Source organism: Enterococcus sp. JNUCC 77 (genome assembly GCF_054819945.1).
The window spans coordinates 1,713,458-1,738,810 of sequence record NZ_JBTHIG010000001.1 but is presented as its reverse complement, the minus strand read 5'-3'; the positions used below and the strand labels follow the sequence as shown (position 1 = coordinate 1,738,810).

The 25,353-nt window shown below is 33.2% G+C and carries 21 protein-coding genes; 20 read left to right on the top strand and 1 reads right to left on the bottom strand.

Translation table 11 applies throughout. The features are described from left to right. Nucleotides 1-90: 90 nt before the first annotated feature. The 12 genes from map to ACVWNY_RS08475 all read left to right on the top strand — a co-directional run bounded on the left by map (nt 91) and on the right by ACVWNY_RS08475 (nt 12,166). Nucleotides 91-855 (top strand): type I methionyl aminopeptidase, encoded by a 765-nt coding sequence (gene map, locus ACVWNY_RS08530; RefSeq protein WP_218324908.1) that lies wholly within the window; start codon nt 91-93, stop codon nt 853-855. 18 nt (nt 856-873) lie between these two features. Next, nucleotides 874-1,782, top strand: coding sequence for a YihY/virulence factor BrkB family protein (locus ACVWNY_RS08525; RefSeq protein WP_218324909.1), 909 nt, complete (start codon nt 874-876; stop codon nt 1,780-1,782). A 68-nt stretch (nt 1,783-1,850) separates the two neighbouring features. After that, nucleotides 1,851-2,969: a glycosyltransferase family 4 protein gene (locus ACVWNY_RS08520; protein WP_438719764.1), complete on the top strand. Its 1,119-nt coding sequence runs from the start codon at nt 1,851-1,853 to the stop codon at nt 2,967-2,969. A 14-nt stretch (nt 2,970-2,983) separates the two neighbouring features. Next, nucleotides 2,984-3,778 carry a glycosyltransferase family protein gene (locus tag ACVWNY_RS08515; protein WP_218324911.1) on the top strand — a complete coding sequence of 265 codons (795 nt, stop codon included), beginning with the start codon at nt 2,984-2,986 and terminating at the stop codon, nt 3,776-3,778. A gap of 12 nt (nt 3,779-3,790) precedes the next feature. Next, on the top strand, nt 3,791-4,531 hold the full coding sequence (locus ACVWNY_RS08510) for a glycosyltransferase (protein ID WP_438719765.1): 741 nt from the start codon (nt 3,791-3,793) through the stop codon (nt 4,529-4,531). A gap of 73 nt (nt 4,532-4,604) precedes the next feature. Next, entirely contained in the window at nt 4,605-5,474 is an 870-nt protein-coding gene (rfbA, locus tag ACVWNY_RS08505) for a glucose-1-phosphate thymidylyltransferase RfbA (RefSeq protein ID WP_454071226.1), read from the top strand. Between the two features lie 11 nt (nt 5,475-5,485). Next, a complete protein-coding gene (gene rfbC, locus ACVWNY_RS08500; RefSeq protein ID WP_218325433.1) occupies nt 5,486-6,058 on the top strand; it encodes a dTDP-4-dehydrorhamnose 3,5-epimerase in 573 nt (190 codons plus the stop codon). A 10-nt stretch (nt 6,059-6,068) separates the two neighbouring features. Next, a complete protein-coding gene (gene rfbB / locus ACVWNY_RS08495) occupies nt 6,069-7,097 on the top strand; it encodes a dTDP-glucose 4,6-dehydratase (protein WP_454071225.1) in 1,029 nt (342 codons plus the stop codon). 59 nt (nt 7,098-7,156) lie between these two features. Next, a complete protein-coding gene (gene rfbD, locus ACVWNY_RS08490; RefSeq protein ID WP_454071224.1) occupies nt 7,157-8,005 on the top strand; it encodes a dTDP-4-dehydrorhamnose reductase in 849 nt (282 codons plus the stop codon). Nucleotides 8,006-8,020: 15 nt separating this feature from the next. Continuing rightward, complete coding sequence (locus tag ACVWNY_RS08485; RefSeq protein ID WP_218324916.1) at nt 8,021-8,905, top strand: glycosyltransferase; 885 nt, start codon at nt 8,021-8,023, stop codon at nt 8,903-8,905. Then, entirely contained in the window at nt 8,853-10,937 is a 2,085-nt protein-coding gene (locus ACVWNY_RS08480; protein WP_218324917.1) for a DUF7657 domain-containing protein, read from the top strand. The genes ACVWNY_RS08485 and ACVWNY_RS08480 overlap by 53 nt, the downstream gene beginning before the upstream one ends. A 14-nt stretch (nt 10,938-10,951) precedes the next feature. Beyond that, entirely contained in the window at nt 10,952-12,166 is a 1,215-nt protein-coding gene (locus tag ACVWNY_RS08475) for an EpaQ family protein (protein WP_438719769.1), read from the top strand. 40 nt (nt 12,167-12,206) lie between these two features. On the opposite strand, the gene ACVWNY_RS08470 is transcribed toward ACVWNY_RS08475, so the two are convergent. Then, on the bottom strand, nt 12,207-13,565 hold the full coding sequence (locus ACVWNY_RS08470) for a DUF6056 family protein (RefSeq protein ID WP_454071223.1): 1,359 nt from the start codon (nt 13,563-13,565) through the stop codon (nt 12,207-12,209). A 198-nt stretch (nt 13,566-13,763) separates the two neighbouring features. Between ACVWNY_RS08470 and ACVWNY_RS08465 the strand changes: the two genes are divergently transcribed. The 8 genes from ACVWNY_RS08465 to ACVWNY_RS08430 all read left to right on the top strand — a co-directional run bounded on the left by ACVWNY_RS08465 (nt 13,764) and on the right by ACVWNY_RS08430 (nt 25,336). Continuing rightward, a complete protein-coding gene (locus ACVWNY_RS08465; protein ID WP_218324920.1) occupies nt 13,764-14,573 on the top strand; it encodes an ABC transporter permease in 810 nt (269 codons plus the stop codon). 11 nt (nt 14,574-14,584) lie between these two features. Further along, nucleotides 14,585-15,790, top strand: coding sequence for an ABC transporter ATP-binding protein (locus ACVWNY_RS08460; protein WP_218324921.1), 1,206 nt, complete (start codon nt 14,585-14,587; stop codon nt 15,788-15,790). Next, nucleotides 15,791-18,994, top strand: coding sequence for a glycosyltransferase (locus ACVWNY_RS08455; protein WP_246601394.1), 3,204 nt, complete (start codon nt 15,791-15,793; stop codon nt 18,992-18,994). A gap of 4 nt (nt 18,995-18,998) precedes the next feature. Next, entirely contained in the window at nt 18,999-21,143 is a 2,145-nt protein-coding gene (locus ACVWNY_RS08450) for a glycosyltransferase family 2 protein (protein WP_218324922.1), read from the top strand. A 136-nt stretch (nt 21,144-21,279) separates the two neighbouring features. Next, on the top strand, nt 21,280-22,668 hold the full coding sequence (locus ACVWNY_RS08445; protein ID WP_218324923.1) for a sugar transferase: 1,389 nt from the start codon (nt 21,280-21,282) through the stop codon (nt 22,666-22,668). 13 nt (nt 22,669-22,681) lie between these two features. After that, nucleotides 22,682-23,527, top strand: a complete 846-nt coding sequence (locus ACVWNY_RS08440) for a glycosyltransferase (protein ID WP_218324924.1) — start codon at nt 22,682-22,684, stop codon at nt 23,525-23,527. Continuing rightward, on the top strand, nt 23,517-24,110 hold the full coding sequence (locus tag ACVWNY_RS08435; RefSeq protein ID WP_454071222.1) for a YveK family protein: 594 nt from the start codon (nt 23,517-23,519) through the stop codon (nt 24,108-24,110). Before ACVWNY_RS08440 ends, ACVWNY_RS08435 begins: the two co-directional genes overlap by 11 nt. Before the next feature lie 8 nt (nt 24,111-24,118). Further along, on the top strand, nt 24,119-25,336 hold the full coding sequence (locus tag ACVWNY_RS08430) for an EpsG family protein (protein ID WP_218324926.1): 1,218 nt from the start codon (nt 24,119-24,121) through the stop codon (nt 25,334-25,336). Nucleotides 25,337-25,353: the final 17 nt, after the last annotated feature.

Sequence of the window (25,353 nt, the reverse complement as noted above, 5' to 3'; positions counted from 1 at the left end):
AGATAACTTTTGTTGTGGGAATTTCTTTCGGTTTGTCCCGCTTTATTGGTTATGTTAAAATGAGACAGTGAAAAAGGAGACGAGACAGTAATGATTACATTAAAATCAGCAAGAGAAATTGAAATGATGGACGAATCGGGCGAAATTTTAGCGGATGTTCATCGTCACTTAAGAAATTTTATTAAACCAGGTATTAGTAGCTGGGATATTGAAGTATTTGTAAAAAAATTTATTGAAGATCGAGGTGCAATTGCTGCTCAGATCGGATTTGAAGGTTATGAATATGCCACTTGTATTAGTATTAATGATGAAATTTGCCATGGATTTCCACGGAAAAAAACTTTAAAAACTGGTGATCTATTAAAAGTTGATATGTGTGTTGAATATAAAGGGGCTATGTCTGATTCATGCTGGTCTTACGTTGTGGGTGAAGCAAATCCTGTGATTCAAAAATTAATGGATGTTACTAAAAAATCTTTGTATTTAGGTATCGAACAAGCTCAAGTTGGTAATCGAATCGGTGATATCGGTCATGCTATTCAAACTTACGCAGAAGGCGAAGGTTTTTCTGTTGTTAGAGATTTTGTTGGTCACGGTATTGGTCCAACGATCCATGAAGAACCAGCGATTCCTCATTATGGCGAAGCTGGGAAAGGTTTGCGCTTAAAAGAAGGTATGGTTATTACAATAGAACCAATGATTAACGTTGGTGAATGGCAAATGAAAATGGATCCGAATGGTTGGACTGCCTATACAAGAGATGGTTCTTGGAGTTGTCAGTATGAGCATACTTTAGCGATTACTAAACAAGGACCAAGAATACTAACTTCTCAAGGAGAAGAAGGTACTTATTAATAATAACGAGGATATAACATGGCGTTAGATGAAAATGAAAAAAAGAATGAGTTGAAAAAATTTATTACTTCTTTCCAAAAGCATGTAGCAGATGCTGAAATAGGCGATCGATCAGTTGTGGTCGCCTATTATTTGTTGCTGTCTTTTTTTCCACTTTTAATTGTGGTAGGCAATTTATTACCTTATTTAAATATCACTCCTAGTACTGTGTTACCTTATTTAAAAGAAGTTATCCCATTGACAATTTATCAGTTTTTACGACCAGCAATCGAAGGTTTGTTGTCTAATAATTCTGGAGGTTTGTTATCTATTTCCGTTATAGCTGCATTATGGTCTTCATCAAAAGGAATTAATGCAATGCAGACAGCCTTGAATCGTGCCTATGGTGTAGAAGATCGTGGGAATTTTGTAATTAGTCGGATTGTTTCTGTCGGAATGGTTGGTATATTGATGATGGCGATTATTGCCGTAGCCTTGTTTTTCAGTGTCGGACAGGTGCTACTAGATTTATTACAACCGCTTTTACAATTTCCAAAAGAGTATATTGAAACCTTCTTGACGTTACGATGGCCAATTACATCATTAGGATTGCTTGTAATTATTAGTGTAATCTACAGTGTCATTCCCAATGCAAAAGTGAGAATTCGCTATACGATTCCAGGAACCATTTTTGCAACCGTTGGATGGCTTATTTTAGCTCAGGGGTTTGGATTATATGCTAGAACTTTTGCCCGCAGTGTTTCTGGGTATCAAATCATTGGGTCCTTCATCGTGTTAATGCTCTGGTTAAATTTAGCTGCAGCAATTGTCATTTTGGGTGGCATCTTAAACGTCACATTTGAAGAACTACACACGGGAAAACAAGTTCAAAAGGGCAGTAATCGTTTTAAGAAGTTTTTAGATTATCTAAAAAATAAAAATAAATAATAGAAACTTCCTTGTATTGACTTATTATTGAGATATAATGATTTTTGAGAAAAAAGGTAGGTGGCAAAATGTTCATTTCATTGGGAATTATTATTCGTTATTTTTTAACTTTTTTAATTGCACTAATACTGACTCCGATTTTTAAAATTATTTCGGTACAGACAGGTATGGTGGATAAACCAAATGCTCGAAGGATTAATAAAGTCCCAATGCCTAGTGGGGGCGGCTTGCCGATTTTTATTACCTTTATGATTTCAACTTTAGTTTTATTTAAAAATTTTATACCAGCGTCCTATATTGTACCGATTTTACTAGGTGGCTTAATTATTGTCATCACTGGACTGTTGGATGACCGCTTTGAATTGTCACCACGGCAAAAAAGTCTGGGCATTTTATTAGCGGCGTTAGTGATTTATTTTGTAGCAGATATTCGTTTTAATTTTTTTACCATACCTATTTTAGGCCATATTAATTTGGGCTGGCTCAGCCTACCCGTCACTATTTTCTGGATATTTGGTATTACTAATGCAGTGAATTTAATTGATGGTTTAGACGGATTGGCATCAGGTGTTTCAATTATTGGTTTGACGACAATTGGTGTCATTGGTTATTTCTTTTTACATGAATCGACAACTTTTATTTCGTTAGCTATATTTTGTTTAGTAGCTAGCATCATAGGTTTTTTTCCTTATAATTTTCATCCTGCAAAGATTTATCTAGGTGATACGGGAGCGCTTTTTTTAGGTTTTATGATTGCTGTTTTATCACTAGAAGGTCTAAAAAATGTTACGTTCATTACTTTGGTTACACCATTAATGATTTTAGGTGTGCCAGTAACCGATACATTTTTTGCAATGGTTCGCAGAAAAGCCAAAAACATGCCAATTTCAGCTGCTGATAAACAGCATTTGCATCATCGCTTATTAGACTTAGGTTTTACACATCGGGGTGCAGTACTGACAATTTATGCAATTGCAGTTCTGTTTTCTTTTACTGCACTTTTGATTAATTATATGAGTGGTGTAGGTACTGTTGTTTTAATTGTTGTGATGGGGTTTGCGATTGCTTTCTTATTGGAACTAATTGGTCTAATCAGTCCTAAATACAGTTTTATTACAAAGACCTTTCATTTTTTTGGTAACAAAGATTATCGTGTAAAAGTCATCAATAAATATTTTAAAAAATAAGCAGAGGAATACAAATGAAGATGTATGACCAACCCTTGGCGACTGTGAGCATCGTCACCCATAACAGTGATAAAATATTTCTAAGTTTAGACTCCTTAATAGAAAAGATGGGCTCTACAAATTTACACATTAAAATTTTCGATAATGGATCTAATGAAGAATACAAAAAAAAATTAAGCAAGTATTTAACCTATCCTTTTATTTCAATTGATTTTTATCCGGAAAACAAAGGCTTTGGCTTTGGGCATAACCGCAATTTGATGACAGAAAATGGTACAGCAATTATTTTTAATCCAGACATTATTATTGAAGAAAATAATCTGTCAGCTTTAGTGGATCTGTTAAAAAGTGAAAAAGAATTAGCTATGGTAGCGCCAAAAATATTGAATCAAGATGGTACTACGCAATATTTAATACGCAATCGTCTCGATGTTTTTGATTTTATGCTACGCTTTATTCCTTTCAAATTTATCAAAAAAATCTTTCAGAGGCGTTTACATCGTTTTGAATGTCGCGATTTGCCTGATGATCATGATAGCTATGTGCGGATGATCTCAGGTAGTTTTATGGTGGTTGATTTAACCAAGTTTCAAGAGGTATCAGGTTTCGATGAGCGTTATTTCATGTATTTTGAAGACAATGATCTATGCCGAAAAATGGAGGCAATGAATTATAAAATATTATATACCCCTCGCTATACTGTCACGCATCTCTATGAAAGAGGAGCTGTCAAAAGTCGGAAATTATTTCGTATTTTTATGTCCTCCATGGGAAAATACTTTGGCAAGTGGGGCTGGAAATTTTTTTAAAGGAGATACCACATGAACAAAAAAGATTTTTCAATTTCTGTTTGTATGGCAACCTATAATGGCATTCACTTTATAGAAGCACAATTAAATAGTATTCTTCCTCAATTAGCCGAAACTGACGAGTTAATTATTTCTGATGATCATTCAACAGATGGTACTTGGGATTATTTAACAAAGCGACAACAAGAAGACACGAGAATTCAGCTTCATTTGAACCCACAAAAAGGATTGACTAAAAATTTTGAGAATGCTATCTCTCGCAGCCAAAATGAACTGATCTTTTTATCTGATCAAGATGATGTTTGGGCAACTGAAAAAGTTGCAGTTACAAAGGAGTACTTCGCAAAAGCACCAGACAAGACAGTCATTATTTCAGATTTAATGATTGTCGATAATGATTTTAACGAGGTAATCAGTAGTTATCAAAAAATGCGTCATACCAAAAATGGCTTTTGGGCAAATCTGATTCGAAGCAGCTATATTGGTGCGGGGATGGCTTTTCGTAAAAGCTTAACCCAATTGATTTTACCAATACCTGCGGATGTCCCAATGCATGACATGTGGATCGGTTTATTAGCAGATAGTCAAAAAGGGGTTCAATTTATTCCAGAAAAATTGGTTTATTATCGTCGCCATGATTTTAATGTTTCTGAAATTAAAACGACAGCGAATAAAAAGCAACAATTTATCTGGCGTTGGCAAGCACTAAAATTAGTTAGACAAAGAATAAGAGAATTTAAAAAAAATCATTAATATATCTGTTTCGATAAGGAAATCGTGTATAATTGCAGAGTATGTATTACAGAAAAAAGTTAGGAGCGTTTCGATGAAAGGAATTATTTTAGCAGGCGGAAGCGGTACACGCTTGTATCCATTAACTAAAGCAACTTCAAAACAACTAATGCCGGTTTATGATAAACCAATGATTTATTATCCAATGTCCACTTTAATGTTAGCAGGAATAAAAGATATTTTGATTATCTCAACGCCACAAGATACACCGAGATTTGAAGATTTATTCGGTGATGGCAATGAATTAGGAATCAATCTTTCATATGCTGTTCAAGAAAGCCCAGATGGTTTGGCACAAGCCTTCATTATTGGTGAAGGGTTCATCGGTGATGACAGTGTTTGTCTAGTTCTAGGAGACAATATTTATTATGGTGATGGCTTATCTAGAATGTTACAACGGTCAGCTGAGCTGACTGAAGGTGCTACTGTTTTTGGTTATCATGTGAACGATCCAGAACGTTTTGGAGTAGTTGAATTTGATGCTGATATGCAGGCAATCTCAATTGAAGAGAAACCTGAAGAACCCAAATCAAATTATGCAGTGACTGGTTTATATTTTTATGACAATGATGTCATAGAAATTGCAAAAAATATTAAACCATCTCCTCGTGGTGAATTAGAAATTACTGATGTGAATAAGGAATATTTAAAACGCAACAAATTATCTGTCGAGGTGATGAGTCGTGGTTTTGCTTGGTTAGATACTGGAACCCATGAATCATTATTAGAGGCATCTACTTTTATTTCAACCATTGAAAAACGACAAAATTTAAAAGTGGCTTGTTTGGAAGAAATTTCTTACCGGATGGGTTATATCAGTCGTGAACAATTAATTAAATTAGCACAACCATTGAAAAAAAATCAGTATGGACAATATATGTTACGTTTAGCAGAAGAGGGTTAATCATGGGAAAAATTAAAGTAACAAAAACTAATTTAACAGACGTTTTAATCGTTGAGCCAGCTGTGTTTGGTGATCATCGTGGTTTCTTTACCGAAAGTTACTCAGCTGAAGATTTCAAAGCAGCAGGTATTGATTTTGATTTTATTCAAGATAATCACTCTTTATCAACAGAAGCAGGTGTGGTTCGCGGATTGCATTTTCAAAAAGGACAATCTGCTCAAACCAAATTAATTCGAGTTGTTACTGGTGCTGTTTTAGATGTGATTGTGGACATTCGTAAAGGGAGTCCAACTTACGGTAAATCAGAAGGGTATATTTTATCTGAACATAATCATCGTCAATTGTTAGTTCCTCGTGGCTTTGCCCATGGATTTGCTACCTTGACGCCGAATGTGAATTTCTTGTATAAATGTGATAATTATTATGATGCAGCAGCCGATGGTGGAATCGCTTTTAATGATCCTGAATTAGGAATTGACTGGCCGATTGATATTGATAAAGCAATCACTTCAGAAAAAGATCAAAAACACCCAACATTGAAAGAATTTGAATCAGAAAATCCTTTCATCTATGGTGAAATTTAAGGAGAAAATTATGAAAAACATTATTGTTACTGGTGGTGCTGGTTTTATTGGCTCAAACTTTGTACATTATGTGGTAAAAAATCATCCAGATGTTCACGTGACTGTTTTGGATAAATTGACTTATGCAGGTAATGAAGCCAATTTGGCTGGCTTACCGAAAGATCGTGTTGAATTAGTTGTTGGTGATATTGCTGACTTTGAGTTGGTAGATCAATTGGTGGCTAAAACTGATGCAGTTGTCCATTACGCAGCGGAATCTCACAATGATAATTCATTAAAAGATCCATTTCCTTTTGTGCAAACCAATTTAATTGGGACGTATGTATTATTAGAAGCTTGCCGGAAATACAATGTTCGCTACCATCACGTATCAACAGATGAAGTTTATGGAGATTTACCATTAAGAGAAGATTTACCAGGACATGGTGAAGGTGAGGGTGAAAAATTCACTGATAAAACGCCATATAATCCATCTAGTCCGTATTCATCAACTAAAGCTGGCTCAGACTTATTAGTACGCGCATGGGTTCGCTCGTTTGGATTACAAGCAACGATTTCAAATTGTTCAAATAATTATGGTCCTTACCAACATATTGAGAAGTTTATTCCTCGTCAAATTACCAATGTTTTAATGGGAATTAAACCCAAACTTTATGGTGAAGGTAAAAATGTTCGTGATTGGATCCATACAAACGACCACTCTTCAGCTGTTTGGACAATCCTGACAAAAGGAGAAATTGGTGAGACTTATTTAATCGGTGCTGATGGCGAAGAGGATAATAAAACAGTGATGGAAATGATTTTGACTGCAATGAGTCAACCAAAAGATGCTTATGATCACGTTACAGATCGTGCGGGACATGATTTACGTTATGCGATTGATTCAACAAAATTAAGAGAAGAATTAGGCTGGCAACCAGAATTTACGAATTTTGAGAGTGGCCTAAAAGATACGATTCAATGGTACACAGACAATAAAGACTGGTGGATTGCAGAAAAAGAAGCTGTTGAAAACAGTTATGCAAAAAATGGTCAATAATAAATGAACGTTTTGCTGAGGGCGGGATTTCCTGCCTTTTTTTGAGAGGAGAATTGAAAATGATTTTAATTACTGGAGGCCATGGCCAATTAGGTACTGAATTAAGAAAATTATTGGATGAAAAAAATGTTGATTACATTTCTACGGATGCTCATGATTTAGATATTACAGACAAAGAGGGCACTTTAAAATATATCAGCGATTTAAAACCTGAATTAATTTATCATTGTGCTGCCTACACAGCAGTGGATAAAGCTGAAGAAGAAGGCAAAGAACTAGATGAAAAAATTAATGTCGAGGGTACCCGTAATGTAGCTGAAGCAGCAAAAGCTGTAGATGCAACATTGGTCTATATTTCAACGGACTACGTTTTTGATGGTAAGAAAAAAGATGGTATGTATAAAGAAGATGATGCCAAAAATCCACTAAGCGAATATGGTCGAACAAAATTATTAGGTGAACAAGCTGTTCAAGAAATTATGGATAAATATTACATTATTCGAACTTCTTGGGTGTTTGGTTTATATGGACACAATTTTATTTTCACCATGCAAAAATTAGCTGAAACCCATGACAAATTAACGGTTGTGAATGATCAATTCGGCCGTCCGACGTGGACTAGAACATTGGCTGAATTCATGCATTTTGTTATTGAAAAACATGCTGATTACGGTGTTTATCATTTATCTAACGAAAATAGCTGTTCATGGTATGAATTTGCGAAAGAAATTTTAAAAGATACTGACGTAGATGTACAACCAGTCACATCGGCAGAATATCCTCAAAAAGCGACTCGTCCACAATATTCTGTTATGGATTTAAGTAAAGCTGAAGCGTTAGGTTTTAAGATTCCGACTTGGCAAGAAGCTCTGTCACAGTTCATTGCTTTAGAAGGAAATAATAAGTAAAAAAGAGGTGAGAAGATGTTTAATATTGTAGTTGTTTTATATGGTGTTACTTATCAAGAATCAACTACGGTTAATAGTTTAAAACATCTTCTCTCAAAAAAATCCTATCCTGAGTTAGCGGAAATTATTTTATTTGATAATAGTCCAAAAACTTATTGTCCTAATGATTTACCGGCTCAATTTACATACATGCATAGCGAAGAGAATGTTGGGCTGGCAAAAGCTTATAATTATGCTCTGAATTTTTCCAAAGATAAAATTGATTGGCTGATAACTTTTGATCAAGATACCGTAGTGACTGCAGAATATTTAGCTTTAATGATTGAAAATCAAAAGCAAGTATCTGATACGATTGTCGCGATAGCTCCAATTATTCAGAATGGAGAGCAACAAATTTCACCGGTAAGCAGTAATACTTTAAGACCATTAAAGGAAAAAAAAATTGCACCAAATCAAATTTATCTTCAAAATATTATGGTAATAAATTCTGGTACGGCAGTTAAAGTGGAATTTTTAAAAGAGATTAATGGTTATAATGAAGAATTTCCTCTAGATTATTTAGATCACTGGTTATCATGGGAAATTTTTGCAGAAGGAAAAGAAATAGAAATTATTGATACCGATTTGCAACATGACTTATCTGTTCTTAATTATCAGCAAGTCTCGCTTGTTCGTTATCAGAGTATTCTTAACGCAGAAACTAAATATTTTTCTAAATATCAAACAAAGCTTGCTAAAACTTATTCCAAGCAGTTATTATTACGTGTAATGAAACATCTAATTAAAGGACGCTTTTCTTTTGCAAAGTTAACATTTCGTTATTTTTTAATTTTTTTGGAGGAAGTCAATGGAAGCAGAAGTACAGCATCGATCGAGACGAAAAAGTCGAAAAAAAAATAAAATCAGAACAAATAACTTTACCAATATTGGTAATATTTTAATTAAAGGACGATTTGTCATTGGTCTATTACTGCTCATTTTGATTGTTTCTTTAAATTTAAATGGTAGTTCCATCAATGAATGGAATAAAATTTTGTCTGAAGATTCCAATGAAAAAACAAGTGATATTATTTTTGGTAAAAGTCGCGGCGCGCGTTCAGATGAATGGATGGTTCAAACACCTTTCTACTTATCTCAGGCGGAAGCGGATTATCCGTTAAATAATGATAATTATGGACTTAGTGGCCAAAATATGGTGATTGCTTATAATTCACCGGTTAAAGATATTACAGCAATTGGTAAACCATTTAACTGGGGCTTCTTTTTTTTAGGAAGGGATAGAGGATTATCATTTTATTGGGGTTTTAAATTAATTGCGCTATTTTTGCTGAGTTTCGAATTATTAATGATTTTAACGAAAAGAAAAAAAGGTCTGTCTGCTTTAGGTAGTTTTATGATCACCTTTGCACCAGCTGTTCAATGGTGGTTTATGCAACATGTAGGCGATTTGGTTTTCTTTACTATAGCAATTATGGTGGCAGTCTATTACTTTTTTGCGCCATGGACCAAACGTTGGCTAAAATTATTAATGGTTCTATTGGGTAGTATTTGTGCTATCGGATTTGTCCTAGTAATTTTTCCAGCGCATCAAGTAATTTTCGCGTATATGTTGATTTTTTGGTTAGTTGCTGTCATTTTACAGTTTAAAAAGGAACTAAGAGATCCAATTTTTATAGCTATCAGTGTAGCTCTTTTTATAACTATCGTTGGTGGTGTACTGCTGTACTTTTATAGCACGTCAAAAGAAGCGTTGGAAGCAACACTTAACACAACATATCCAGGCCACCGTGTTTCTACTGGCGGCAATTTAGATTTCTTCCAATTATTTATGTTTCTAACCAATTGGAAACTCCCTTTCAAAACGATTAATTTCGGAAATCAAGTTGAAGCAGCGCGGTTCTATAATTTATTTTTTGTTGCAATCTTTTTACTACCGATATTTTATCGTAAAAAAAGATTTAGACGGGAAAACTATTTAGGAACCAGTTTAGTTGTTACAGCTCTCTTTATTCTTTTTTGGATATCTGTAGGCTTGCCAAAGGGTTTAGCGGAACTAACTTTGTTGTCATACGTACCGGTCAATCGCGCATTGTTAACTTTTTCTTTTGTATCAATGCTAATAACTTTTTGGTTTATTAGTGTGATTTTAGATAGTCGGCAGTTAAATATTTATCTTCGATCATTGACAGTTCTTTTATTAGTGTTGTTAAGCTTTGCTACAATTTATCCTTCTTATATCAATTGGTATTTAAGTATTCCGGAAATGATTATATCCGTTTTAGTTTTTGGACTCGTTACTTGGTTGATTTTAAGTAAAAATATGAAAGTGTTAGCTCCTATACTAATTGCTGTGACCGTAGCTTCTGGTTTTTTTGTAAACCCAATAGTAAAAGGCACCGATACTATCTATGAGAGTAAATTGGCTAAGGCAATTTTAAAAATTAAACAAGAAGATCCCAATGCTTTGTGGTTATCAGAAGGATCAATTTACAATTTTGTTCCAGCGTTGGGCGTCCACACCTTAAATAGTGTACGCTTTTATCCAGATATGGAAATGTGGGATATCGTGGATTCTAAAGGGAAAAATGAAAAAATTTATAACCGATATGCACATGTTAGTGCGTATCTTACTGCTGAAAAAACTTCTTATAAATTAACCAATCGAGATTCTTTGACAGTTAATATAAATTATAAAACTGTAAAAAAATTGAATGTAAAATATATTGTTAGCCGTCGCTTGTTGGAACAATATGAACCTTTTGGTTTTGCCAAGTTTGAAAAAATGTACGGAGGTTCTAGTAAAAAAAGTTGGAAAGTCTATCGTGTAGTTTTTAATGAAGAAGAGCCTGCAGCACCTGAAACACCACCAGTAAGCAACACTATTCCAGAAATTAACATGAATGAGAATCAATATAACTACTATAGTTATTAAAGTAGGAGCGTTTTATGAGAAATAAATTTACAAAAGAGATGAATACAATTTCAATTGTTCTATTATTTGGAATGATAATCCTGTGTTATTCACTTTGGACTTTTGGTATCCGTAATCAGTTTATGTTTGGATTATATAGTTCGATGCAACAAATCATGTTTATTATGGCCAGTATTGGTATTTTTATCAATCTCGCAAAAATGAAAAGTGTTGATATTATATGGATTTTATTAGCTATTTTTTCAATTGTCTTTTTTGTATTTTTTAATAACTTTAGAGAATCTAATTTCTTCCGAGATACAGCTCTGGCACTGATTATTTTTACAGTTTTAAATGTAAAATATACGGAGTTTGATAAATCAGCGCGAATTTTTTTATTAGGAATTGTTGGTATCTTTTTATTGATTACAGTTTATCGAATATTTACTGAGATACCTGTAACAGAAGGGGTTTCAATCTGGTCTGGAAAAAACAAGCCCCAAGAAATTTGGATCAATACAAATACAATTGGTGCCTCAGTGATGACACAAGTTTTAATTATGGTCCCGTTATTGCATTCTCTGAAAATAAAATGGACGCAAACCATTGTATATTTACTATACGTAATTGGACTATCAAGTCTTTGGGTTGTTCAATCTCAGGCAGCTTTCTTTGCATTAACAGTTTTCGTTTTAGTTGATATCTGCCCAAAAGAGATAATCGTCAAGAAAAAAAATATTTTAAAAGATATTTATACAGGATTTTTAGTTTTGATTTTTCCTGTTTCTCTTTGTTTGGCATATTCAGAAAAAATTGATTTATTTACTGGTAGAGAGGAAATTTGGCAGTCTTTTTATCATAAACTTTTCGAATCTACTGAAAGTTTTTTGGTTGGACCCAAACCATTTGTCTTTATCCGACGTGGTGTAATTCTAGGTCATCATAATAGCTATAATGCCACTTTGGGACAATATGGCCTAATTGGTTTCATTTTGTTAATAAGCTTTATTGTATATAATGTTTGGACGGTTGTTTCCAAAAAAACTTTTTCTAGCTTACAAGCAGGCTTTCTAATCGCATTTTTTAGTGTATTGCTACAATCAACGATGGAAGACGGATTAATGGCTGCTTTTTGGATTCCAGTTACATTTATATTGTTAGGTTTTGCCTTAAAAACAGATAACAAAAAAGGTGATATATCTAGTCTACCTAGGAATAGAGCATCTCGTCGAAATCGCAGAAGAAAATAAAAAAGTTGTACTTTTACATTTTGTAAAAGTACAACTTTTTTTAAATGGTTAAAAATAAGTAACCATAACAAATCATGCCCACTAAAAAAATCATTCCGGTTAAAAAATCATTTGTTTTCTTCGGAAGTTTTAAGGATGCAAACAAGGATAAAGTAACTAAAATAAAAATCCCAAAGGTAAAAATATAGGTGCGAGTCGCCGAGGCCCAAATAGTTGGCGAAAAGCCCATCATCATTCTGGAAGCCAATCCAGCTAACATCAGGATGATGGAGAATCCTCCTTGAATAGTTAGTCTTTGTAAATAAAGTATCGAAATTAAAACAGCCATAAAAGTGATAGCTAAGATGATATCTGCTATCCAAGTTTCAGGATTAGCTAAATTAAAAGCAGTACCATATCCATTGAACAGCGCCAAAATTTTCTTTACAAAAGAAAAATTCCATAGATCATTAAAACTAAAAATAATTGAGACAATTAATGGAATAAATCCCAAAAGACTTATAACTAGCGATTTTTTCTTTAACTTTAGATAATAACCGACTAAGATTGCTAAGAGTATTGTGAATAAAAAAATTGTTATTTGTTTATCAAAAAACAAATGTCTAACAGTTGAAGAGAAGCCTAACTCTAATTTTCTAAATAATGTGAGTTTTTCAAAGTCTGGAAACCAAGTAGCTACTTCCTGCTCATAACGGATATCATTTCCATTTGCTGAGAGCACGTAGAACAAACTTAAAAAGTTAATCACAAAAAAAGGCAACAGTATTTTAATCCGACGTTTCTTTATTAGCAGGTAACCTAAAAAGACTAGGTAAAAACCTAATAATAATGCGCACATTTGCTCCTGATTACAAGCATATAAGGCCGCCAGCCAGCTAATCAAATAAGTTGGTTGATTGACTTTTTCATCGTGTAGATACTTGGCAATTGGGTATAGGGAAACTAGTCCTAAACTGTATACCCACAAATAGTTAGTAGTTGTAGCAATCCAACCAGTTTCATTGAAAAAAGTTAGCGGCATAGTAAAGAATAAACCACCAGAAATTAATATGTCTGATGTTTTAACTGCATTATTTTTTTTCAAAAGAAAGGGTGGTAGGCTGATTGCCAAAAACATGATTATACTATTACAAATTCGCCAAAATATATGGTACTTGACACTTAGAAGCGTGAAGATCTCGATGACAGTTCTGGAACTCCAGGTTTGATAGCGATTGACTAAAAAAGCCAAAATATCACCGTTGAATTTATTCATTAAGGGATCATAGAATAAGAAATCATCGTCACCAAAACCTGTTAACTGAATTTTAAGATTTAAGATAAAGCAAGCAATTAAAAAAGCTGTTAATGTAATAAACAGCCATTGTGGTTTGTTTAAATTTCTTAGTTTTCTTTGCACAGAATCACTCCTTATAGGCAAACAAATTATACCATAAAAAAACTTTTAGCTAACTATTTCTAAAAATTCATTTAAAATGCTTTATTTGTATTAATGGTTTACCTGAGGTTTGCTTGCTTTTGAAGAGGTGTTTCTGTAGAATGGGACTGTTAATCATTGCTAGAAAATAGATAAAAACAGTGAACGAGAGGAAATAAAATGTTTAAAGATGTATTTGATTTTTTCAAGGATATTTATCAAAATCGGGTGTTGCTAAAACAGTTTTCAATGAATGATTTCAAAGCCCGTTATGCAGGTTCGGTATTAGGGATTTTTTGGGCTTTTGCCAATCCATTGGTTATGGTATTGACCTACTGGTTTGTATTTAGTTTTGGATTCAGATCAGGTGACAAGGAAGGATTACCCTTCATTTTGTTTTTAATTTCAGGTTTGGTTCCTTGGTTGTATTTCTCAGAAAATCTTGGAGCAGCAACCAATGTATTTCGTGAATATAGTTATTTAGTAAAAAAGGTAGTGTTTAATATTCGCATCTTACCGACTGTTAAACTAGCTTCGAATATTTTTATCCATGTATTCTTTATTGCTATTACTTTTATTGTAGCAGCGGTTAATGGGATATTTCCGAGCTTACAAAGCATTCAACTGATTTATTACTTGTTTGCTATGATGATGTTCTTGACGGGGTTAACTTGGATTACGTCATCAATTCAACCATTCTTCCCAGATATCAATCAATTTATTGTTGTAATTATGCAGGCTTTAATGTGGGGAACTCCGGTTTTATGGAGTGTGAATGATTTTGCAGGACACCCAACTATTCAATTTATTTTAAGACTAAATCCGATGTTTTATGTCGTCCAAGGCTATCGAGATGCATTTTTTGGTCGGGCATGGTTCTGGGAAAGCCCACAATTAACTATTTATTTCTGGGTAGTGACAATCGTAATGTTATTACTCGGCGCAGTAATCTTTAAACGTTTGAGACCACATTTTTCTGATGTGTTATAAGGAGAAAATTCATGACTGAAGCAGTAATTGAAATTAATCACTTAACGAAAAAATATGATATGTATAAAAAACCGGTGGATCGTCTGAAAGAGGCTTTAAGTATTCGCCATAAGTCTTATCATGAGGTTTTTTATGCTTTAAATGATGTCAATGTTAAAGTCGATCAAGGAGAAATGATTGGTTTTATTGGCGAAAATGGCTCTGGCAAATCAACTATTTTAAAAATTATTACAGGCGTATTGACACCGACAGATGGTGAAATCAATATTAGAGGAAATATCGCCGCTCTTTTAGAATTAGGTTCTGGTTTTAATCAAGAATACACAGGTTATGAAAATATCTTCTTAAATGGGATGGTATTAGGTTATTCCAGAGAAGAAATGGCTGATAAAGTTGATGATATTATTAACTTCGCGGACATTGGTGATCATTTATATCAACCAGTAAAAACTTATTCTTCAGGGATGATGGTCCGCCTTGCGTTTGCAGTAGCTATCAATGTTGACCCAGATATTTTAATTGTTGATGAAGCATTGGCGGTAGGGGATTTAGAATTCCAATTGAAATGTATGGAAAAATTTACTGAATTTCGAAATGCTGGTAAAACAATTCTTTTTGTTTCCCACGATGTGAATGCCGTTCGTCGTTTTTGTGACCGGGTTTATTGGTTAAAAAATGGTGTGGTAGAAGCAGAAGGTGAAACGATGGAAATCACCGAAGAATATGAAAACTTCCTAAAGAAAAAATCTTTGAAAACTGTTGATCGTGACAGCTCCGTGATGGAAGAATTTTCTGCTTACGATATTGTTGAAGTTACCAAAGCTGAACTTTTGGATGGTGAGTTGAATCCGTTAGAAATTATCGAGCAAGATAGTCGTGTTGTAGTAAAGGTTAATTACACAGTTAAAGATGATTCAATCAAGAAACCAGTTCTTGGTGTTGCTATTCGAACGGTTGATAATCAGTATGTTTGTGGGCTGAATACATTATTAGATGAAGAATCGATTCCTTGGGAAAAAGGCGAAAATGTCTTTTATTTAGATTATCAAAAAATGGCCTTACTAGGTGGCGAATATTATTTTGATGTGGCTATCTTTGAAGAAAATGCAACTGTTCCATTGGTTTACAAAACACGCTATTTAACAATGTTCATTACTGGTAAATATGTAGGCGAAGGAATCGTCGTATTAGATCACAAATGGAAGGATAAAATTTAAATGATGAAATATGACTTTGATTTATCGTTGGATCAACATACAAGCGTTGGCAAAATCATTGCTGAAATCAAAAAAGGTAGCAAAGTCTTAGAATTTGGTCCTGGAAATGGTCGAATGACGAATTATTTAGTCAATGAACTAAAATGTGATGTTTCTATTGTAGAATTTGATCCAGTATTATTTGAACATGTAATGAATACGGCGCAAAATGGCTATTTAGGAAATATTGAAGAATATAAATGGGTGGATTATTTCGCTGGTCAAAAGTTTGATTTTATAATTTTTGCTGACGTTTTAGAACATCTAACCAATTCGGAAGAAGCATTGAGAAGATGCCGCGATTTTCTTAGTCGTGAAGGTGAAATATTAGTTACTTTTCCCAATATTACCCACAATTCTGTGTTGATTAATCTTTTTAACGAAAAATTAGATTGGAATCAGTACGGTCTATTAGATCGTACCCATAACAGCTTTTATACCCAAAGTGGTTTTGAGGATTTGTTTTCGCGGATTGATTTACACATTCGCAAAGAAGATTTTACTTATGCCCAAGTAGGCCAAAATGAGATTGAGTCAAACTATGAGGATTTACCTGCAATTATTCGCTATTCATTTAAACAACGTCCGTTTAGTGAAGTTTATCAGTATTTCTACGCTTTAAGGAAAGAACCTGTAGCAGAGCCTGAGAGAACGATTCCGGTAAATTCTAATAATAATACACAAATTCAGTTGGCTTATCGAATTGATGGTAAATATGAGATTGAACCTTACTTAGTAAACCATAAGACCAAAGAAAACTTAGTAACTGAACATCATGCACCAGTTGAAACAGAGCGCTTGCGAATTGTTGTGGGACATTTTCCATCAACTGTTCGAATCTCAGTTGTTTCAAATAATCAGTTGTTGCCAATTAGAAACACCAATGCTGACTGGTATCAAGAAGATTTATTTGTTTTTGATCAGATTGAAGAGGAGCCATTTATTACGGTTTCCGGTCGTCACGTAGCAGATAAAGATTTTACTGTGACAATTGAAGTCTTGAATGAAGAAGAATTTTTACCTATCAATCAACTGATATTCAAAGATCTTGCTGACAATAAAAAAATCGAACGATTATTACGTGCTAAGATGGATTTTTATGACAAGTATCATTATGAATTAAGCAAAATCCCTTTTAAAAACCCAGATGAGTATGGTGATAATGAAGATCCAAACATAAATGACCAAATCAAAATAACGGTGGAGTCCCTTGAAAATAATGAAGTAGATAACGAACTGATTGTTAAAGGTTGGGCCTATAAAATTGCTACGGAAGAACCAGTTGATTTTTTATTGGCAGAAGGTAGCAATGATTTGCACGTAAATCATCTTTATCGTCCGGATGTAAATGAAGTGTTTGATTTGATGGACGATGTAAAATATGGTTTTATTTTAACCATTAAAGATTATCAGATTACTGATAGTTTTAGATTTTTAGCGATCACTAGAGAGAGTCAAGTTTTCCCTATTACTGTCTCGTTACCTGAGAAAAAAGTTGTTTCGACGGCCAGTAGAATTCGCCGTGTCTTAGGAGTGATTAGACGAGAAGGATTGAGCCAAGCTTATAAAAAATTCCAATTGCGTAAACAACAAAGCGCAGATTACGAAGATTGGATGGAAAAAATTGAAATACCTAAGAGAGTAGCTTTGATAGAAGAAGCCAAAAGCTTAGAATTTCAGCCTAAAATATCATTGGTGGTTCCAGTTTATAATGTAGATGAAAAATGGTTACGGGCATGTGTGGGTTCTTTAACAATGCAAATTTATCAAAACTGGGAACTATGTTTAGCCGATGATAATTCACCAAAACCTCATATTAAACCATTATTACAAGAATTGGCAGCAGAAGATGACCGTATTAAGGTAGTTTTCCGATCTGAAAATGGACACATTTCTGAGGCAACTAATTCTGCTTTAGAAGTTGCAACCGGAGAATATATCGGATTTTTAGACAATGATGATATTTTAGCTGATACAGCTTTGTTAGAAGTGGTTAAAGCATTAAATGAAAATCCTGAAATCGAGTTTATTTATACAGATGAAGATAAGTTATCAATGTCAGCTAAACGATTTGATCCATTTTTCAAACCTAACTGGAACGAAACCTTGTTATTAGGGCATAATTATATCACTCATTTTGTGGTGGTGAAAAAAAATGTTATCGATCAAATCGGTGGTTTGAGAACGGAATTTAATGGCAGTCAGGATTACGATTTTGTTTTACGTGCGACTGAAACTGCTAAAGAAATTAAACATATTTCTAGTATGGCTTATCATTGGCGGACGATTGAAACATCAGTTGCGATGGATCCTCAAAGTAAAGAGTATGCTTATGTTGCTGGTCAAAACGCAGTTGCTGCAGCTTTAGAACGTCGTAAAATCAAAGGGAAAGTTAGCATGACTAAAAATTATGGTGCTTATAAAGTTGATTTTACTTATGCTAAAGAACCAAAAGTTTCAATTATTTTTGCTAAGGATTTAACTGATGCAACCGTTATTGAAAAAATGATTGAACTAACAAATTGGGAAAACTTTGAAGTGATTGTACCAACTAAGATAGCTGAAAAAATTGATATAGCTAAGGTTATAGGTGCTGAAAATACTACTAAAGCTGTTGAGCAAGCAACTGGAGAATATTTAGTTTTTCTATCTGCAGATTTATCACCCACACGAGCGAATTGGTTACACGAGGGAATGAACTTTGCTCAATTACCTGATACAGGAATTGTAACCGGAAAAATTATCAGTGACTATGACGCAATCTTAAATATCGGCGTGGTGATTGATCAAAGAAATGAGACTCTCGTTTATGAACAACAGGGCCTATCTAATAAAACGATTGGCAATTATTTTAGACCCACATTGCCACGGGAAATTTATTCTGCGACAGAAGACTGTATTATTATCAGAAAAAGTGATTATTTAGCGGTAAATGGTTTTGATCTTAATTTACCTAAAGAAATAATGGGCGTTGACTTTAGTATTCGAGTTTATCGCGAATTAAATAAAAATATTATTTTCGATCCGTATTTTGAAATGATCGCGGAACAAGATCAACGATTTAATGTTAGAAGAGAAGAATTTCAAAAACTCTCAGAGAAACATTCAGTGGAAAACTTAAAAGATCCTTACATTAATTTTTATCAATTTAACATTGGAGGATAGCTTCGTGACAAAAAACAACTTAACAATTGCAATTGATAATAGTCAGTATCTTCCTGAAACCCAAGAATTTATTGTAACTGGCTGGGCACTTGATACCGGGACAAAAGCAGTACCCAAAATTGAAATTGTAGGTACGGGGATAAACGAGTCAAAGATTACTTATCAAGGACGTCACGATGTGGCTGCATTACACAAGACAAGTGCTACTTTACAAATGGGCTTTCAAATTGTCTTGAAAGTTAATAATCCGGAAGATAAAGTTGTGATTTCGTTTGTTTTGGCAGATCAAATCATAGAAAAAATTTTTATTCCTAACAATCAAATAATTACTCCAGAAAAAATGCCTTCAAAAACCCAGCAGTATTATACAAAAATCCGTAAAGGACTGGGTTATTTAAAGCGTAATGGTTTAAAAAGTACTTTGCGGCGCATTTCATTGGAGCAGGATAAACAAAGTGATGAAACCTATCAAACATGGATTGCTCAAAATGAAAATTGGGACCGTAATTCAATAGAAAAAGAAATTAAGGATTTTTCTTATCAGCCTAAAATTTCTATTTTAATGCCCACTTATAATGTTGAAGAAAAATGGTTGACCAAGTGTATTGAATCAGTAATAGGGCAGTTTTATGGGAACTGGGAACTGTGTATTGCTGATGACCATTCTACTGATGATAGTGTGCGACCACTATTAGAAAAATTTGCGGCTGAAGATGACCGCATCAAACTGTTTTTCCGTCCAGAAAATGGTCATATTTCTCGAGCAACGAATTCTGCTTTAAAAATAGCAACAGGGGAATTCGTAGCACTATTAGATAACGATGATGAGCTAGCGCCAATTGCGTTATATGAAGTTGCAAAGCTTTTAAACCGTCAAACAGATTTGGATCTTATTTATAGTGATGAAGATAAGATCGATATGGAGGGGCGACGATTTGATCCGGCTTTTAAACCAGATTGGTCACCAGATTTATTATTAGGAACAAACTATATTTCCCATTTAGGTGTTTATCGAAAAACAATTATGGATAAAATTGGTGGTTTTAGAGTTGGGTTGGAAGGCTCACAAGATTATGATTTAGTTTTACGGTTTACTGAACAAACGACAGCAGATAAAATTGGACATATTCCCCAAATTTTATATTATTGGCGTATCTTACCGAGCTCTACAGCAGCAGACCAATCGACTAAGAGCTATGCTTTTGATGCCGGATTAACTGCTGTTCAAGATGCAATCCAAAGACGTGGCATTAAAGCAACGGTCACACATGCTGCAGGAAATGGCCTTTATGATGTTAATTACGATATTCTTTCAGAAGATTTGGTCAGTGTAATCATTCCAACAAAAAATGGATATGATGATGTAAAACGCTGTATTGATTCAATTATTGCATTGACGACTTATTCTAATTACGAAATTATTTTAGCGGATAATGGCAGTGATGATCCTAAGATGACTACTTTATATCAAGACTATCAAGAACAACTTGGTGAAAGGTTTGTTGTTGAGGTGATTGATATTCCATTTAATTATTCACGTATTAATAATCTAGCTGCCAAAAAGGCAAAAGGTAAATATTTATTGTTTTTGAATAATGATACAGAGGTTATCACGCCAGAGTGGATGAGTAAAATGGTTTCTTTTGCACAATTTTCGAGAGTGGGTTGTGTTGGAGCGAAGTTATATTATCCTAACCAAACGATTCAGCATGCCGGAGTTGTTTTAGGCTTAGGCGGCGCTGCTGGACATGTACATCATACATTTCCAAGAGGAGATTTTGGTTATTTTGGGAAATTAGAAATTAATGTAAATTATTTAGCTGTTACAGCAGCTTGTATGATGATGCGTGCAAAAGATTTTTCTGAATTAGGTGGTTTTAACGAGGAATTAACCGTTGCCTTTAATGATGTAGATTTATGTTTACGAGAATATGAAGCTGGACATGACAATGTGTGGCTCCATGGTGCTGAATTGTATCATTTTGAATCTCAGTCTCGTGGTTATGAGAATACACCAGAAAAATTGGAGCGTTTCGAAGCAGAAACAGCCTATATGGAAGAAAAATATCATGAATATATTGAAAATGATCCTTACTATAATCCCAATTTGACTCGCCAAGGCGGGAATTTAGCAGTAAGAATTGATTAGTTGAACTCAGAGGATTTTCTCTGGGTTTTTTTGAAGAATGACTTTTTGATTTCTTTAACAATTATGATCAATCCTACTTTTTTCAAGCTAATTATGGTATTATCATAAATGGATTATTTTATCAGTTAGGAGTGTCATGATGAATAATAATGAATGGGGCGGGGCAAGAAGAGCAATCATTATTCTTTTTGATGTGATTTGTTTTAATTTTTCCATTTATTTAAGTTTTTTAATAAAATTTCATGGAAATATTCCAGCACGAAATTTTGAATCCTTTCAGAATTCAGCGATTTTTATTTCCCTTTTTTTTATTGCGTTAAACATTTTATTAGGATCTTATGTTTTTTATAATCGAATTATCAGTGATATTGTTTTTGTAACAGTGATTGGGCAGTTTTTAATGTCATTAGGAATTATGATTATCACTTTTGCAGGTCGCTGGTTTGCCTTTCCAAGGAGTGTAATTCTGTGGTCTTTTTTAATTGGGACAATTTTATTGATTATTTATCGGATCATTGTTTATCGTATTTATTTAAAACTGAGTAAAAATAAACAAGTCTTAATTATAGGCTTTGAAAAAGATGTAGCACCAGCTGTTCAAAATTTTAATTCTCAAAAAAATAATAAACATAAAGTTTATGGTATTGTTGTTGATCATTTTTTTGATCATCTAAAAGAATTAATTGACAATGTCGATATTGTTTATTTAGCTTCTGAAATCAATGAAAGTGAAAAAATAAATATATACCAACTGGTTACGAAAAAAGAAAAAAAACTTTTTTTGAATACCACATTTGAAAATTTAATGACAATTAATTCAAATATTATGAATTTTGAAGATGAAAGTATTATTGAGTCAACAGGTTTTAAAATTCCGACCGAGGATGCATTATTTAAACGTTTGTTTGATATAGTTATCTCAATCGTATTATTAATAATTGCTTCACCTTTTATGCTGTTTACGGCGATTTTAGTCAAAGTAACTTCGCCAGGACCAGTTATTTATAAACAAATTCGAATTACCAAAAATCAAAAAGAGTTTCCAATTTATAAATTCAGGTCAATGACTGCAACAGCAGAAGCGAAATCCGGACCTGTCTTGGCTAAGAGTAATGATGCTAGAGTGACACCAGTCGGTAAATTCATTCGAGCAGTTCGTTTTGATGAACTACCACAATTAGTTAATGTATTAAAAGGTGATATGTCGATTATTGGTCCAAGACCAGAGAGACCTTTCTTTGTTGATCAATTTAATCGAGAAAATCCATATTACTATTTGCGACACAATGTCCGAGCCGGAATCACAGGATATGCGCAAGTATATGGAAAATATGTTTCAGACTATAATAGTAAATTAAGATTTGATTTGTTATATATAAAAAAATATTCTCTTATGTTGGATTTAAAGATTTTACTGCAAACCATTAAAATTCTTTTTGATAAAGTATCATCTCAAGGAATAGAAGAAGCGGCAGTGACAAAATTATGCGATATTGATTTTCCTAAAGAGAGTATTTATTCATAAGGAGCGAAAATTTGTGAAAGTTGCGGAGATTAGTGTATTGATGTCTGTGTATCAGAAAGAAAAGCCTAAATATTTTGCTGCAGCCATCAAAAGTACCTTGGATCAAAGCTTGCTACCGCAAGAATTAGTTCTTGTATTAGACGGACCAATTACAAATGAGTTGCAAACAATAATTGATGCAAATAAAGATAATGGCAAAGTGTTAATTAGAGTTGTTCCTTTGAAAACCAATCAAGGCTTGGGTATTGCTTTAGCAAAAGGGGTTACAGCCTGTCAAAATGAATTGATTGCTCGGATGGATACTGATGATATTATGCGAGAAGACCGTTTAGAAAAACAGTATCAAGCTTTTTTAGATAATAAAAACTTAACTATTGTTGGATCTGATATCGATGAATTTACTGGTGATCCTTCCAACGTCATTGGTAAAAGAGTAGTACCCGAAACAAACAAAGATATTAGACAATTTTCAAAAAAAAGAAATCCTTTTAATCACATGACAGTAATGTTTAAAAAATCTGATGTCTTAGCAGTTGGAAATTATCAAGCTCTAAATGGTTTTGAAGATTATTATTTATGGGTTCGTCTATTAAAAGCGGGTTACCAGGGAATGAATATTAAAGAGTCGTTGGTATACGCTCGTGGTGGAGAAGATATGTACGCTCGGCGTGGCGGGATGAACTATTTTATTTATGGATTGAATGCACGAAAAGTTATTTATCAAAATGGACTAGGAAGTCTAAATGACTACTTTGTATCGATTAGTGCGCATATAGTAACTAGTATTTTACCTAATCGTGTGAGAGGTTTTGTATATAAAAAACTACTAAGACAGCGAGGAAAGCTTAATGAAGATTAAAGTGAATATTACTGGTTATAAAAGATTTCTAAAAAAATATAGTTTATTCATTGTTTTGTCGACTATCATTTGTGGTGCAGCTATTTCAGGAGCTGCTTACTTTTTAACAGGGAGAGAATACGTCTCTGAGTCCCAGTTATTAGTGAACTTGCCTCAAAATGAGGCTACAACAAATGCTGATGCTATCGTTGCAAATGAAGGAATGATCAACACTTACAAGCAAATTATTAAAAGTGATGAATTTTTAGATCTAATTGCAAAAGATAATAAAATAGATACTTCTGATTTAAAAGACAACATTCAAATTGAGCAAGTAGAGAATTCTTATGCATTTAGTGTTAATGTAACAGATAAATCTAGAAAAACTGTGGCGGCATTAAGCAAGCAAATTTCTATCCAATTTAAAAATACAATTAATCAATATGTAGAAGTTGAAAATGTCCAAATTTTATCTTCAAATATAGTGTCCAGTGATAAAAGCCGCTTAATTAATTTACTACGTTTTGCAGCTATTGGATTATTAACTGGATTTTGTTTATCAATGGGATTCGCTTTGATTAAAGAAAATGTCATATTTGAGTAGGCAAAATTATGAGTATAATTTTTTGGTTCTTTTTAGCTCAACCTATCTTAGGAATGTTCTTAGTTCCTAAATTTATTTTCACTGAAAAAAATAAAGTGATAGCTTACGCATTATTATTAGGTGCTTTTTTCGGCTATTTAGCTTATTTTATTGATCCATCTCCAACAATTGATTTGGCTCGTTACTTTGAGAAAATGGAAATGTTATCACATTTTTCTCTAAATAGATTTCTTAATTATTATGATTTGAGTGCACAATTAGACTTATCCAATTGGTTCTTTTTTGGTATTTCAAAATTAAATGATGTAAATTTAATGCCATTGATAGTCATGTTTTTTGTTTATTCTTCGGTGTTTTACATGATTTTAGATAATAGAAAGAGAAATGATGTTAGTAACAAACTTCTTTTTGTTCAAATGTTTATCGTCGTTTCTTTTTTGTCTTTTCCAGGAATTGCTAGTAACATTCGAAACATTTCAGCCTTTGTCTTTTTTATGTTGGGTTTTTATCTAGAAGTGTACCATGAAAAGAATTGGAAAAGAGTTATTTGGTTATATTTAGTGGCAATTTTAATTCATAAAACGGCTGTCATTTTGATTCTTTTGAGAGTACTAGCCTATTTCATTAATAAGTGGAAAAGTAAAAAAATCTTAATCACTATATGTTTAATTTTTCTATTGTGTTCTGTTTCAATTATTGTAGTTTATAAAATTATACATGTATTACCCATAGCGATACCATTTAGTTCTTTAGTTGATAAGGCCTATTCGTATGCAACTGGTTTTGGAAGTACTGATGATTATATGGTTTATATTGAAGGTAGCTTATTCATGCGTCTTCAAAAAATGTTCTTTTTGATTGTTAATCTGTTATTTTTAAGCTTTTTCATCATAACAAAACAATACAAAAAGATTTCTCAATTTTCAAATGAAAATAAAACCAATCAATTTTCAATTTTTATTTTTCTGGTTTTAATACTTACAATTGGAACAATCCCAATTACGTTACCTGTTTATTGGCGTTTTTCTTTGGTTACAGTAATATATTCCTGGTCGTTTATAACTAAAGATATCTTAAAAAGACAGAATTTTTTAATCATCATAATGTGTGTTTGCATTGGGGGGCTTTTATATCAAAGTCTTCTTTTGGCTCAATTTACTGATATAACTCAATTTATATTCCACATTTTTACAAACAATTATTTTTCGATATTTTTCGGTAAATGATTGTTTTACTAAGATAC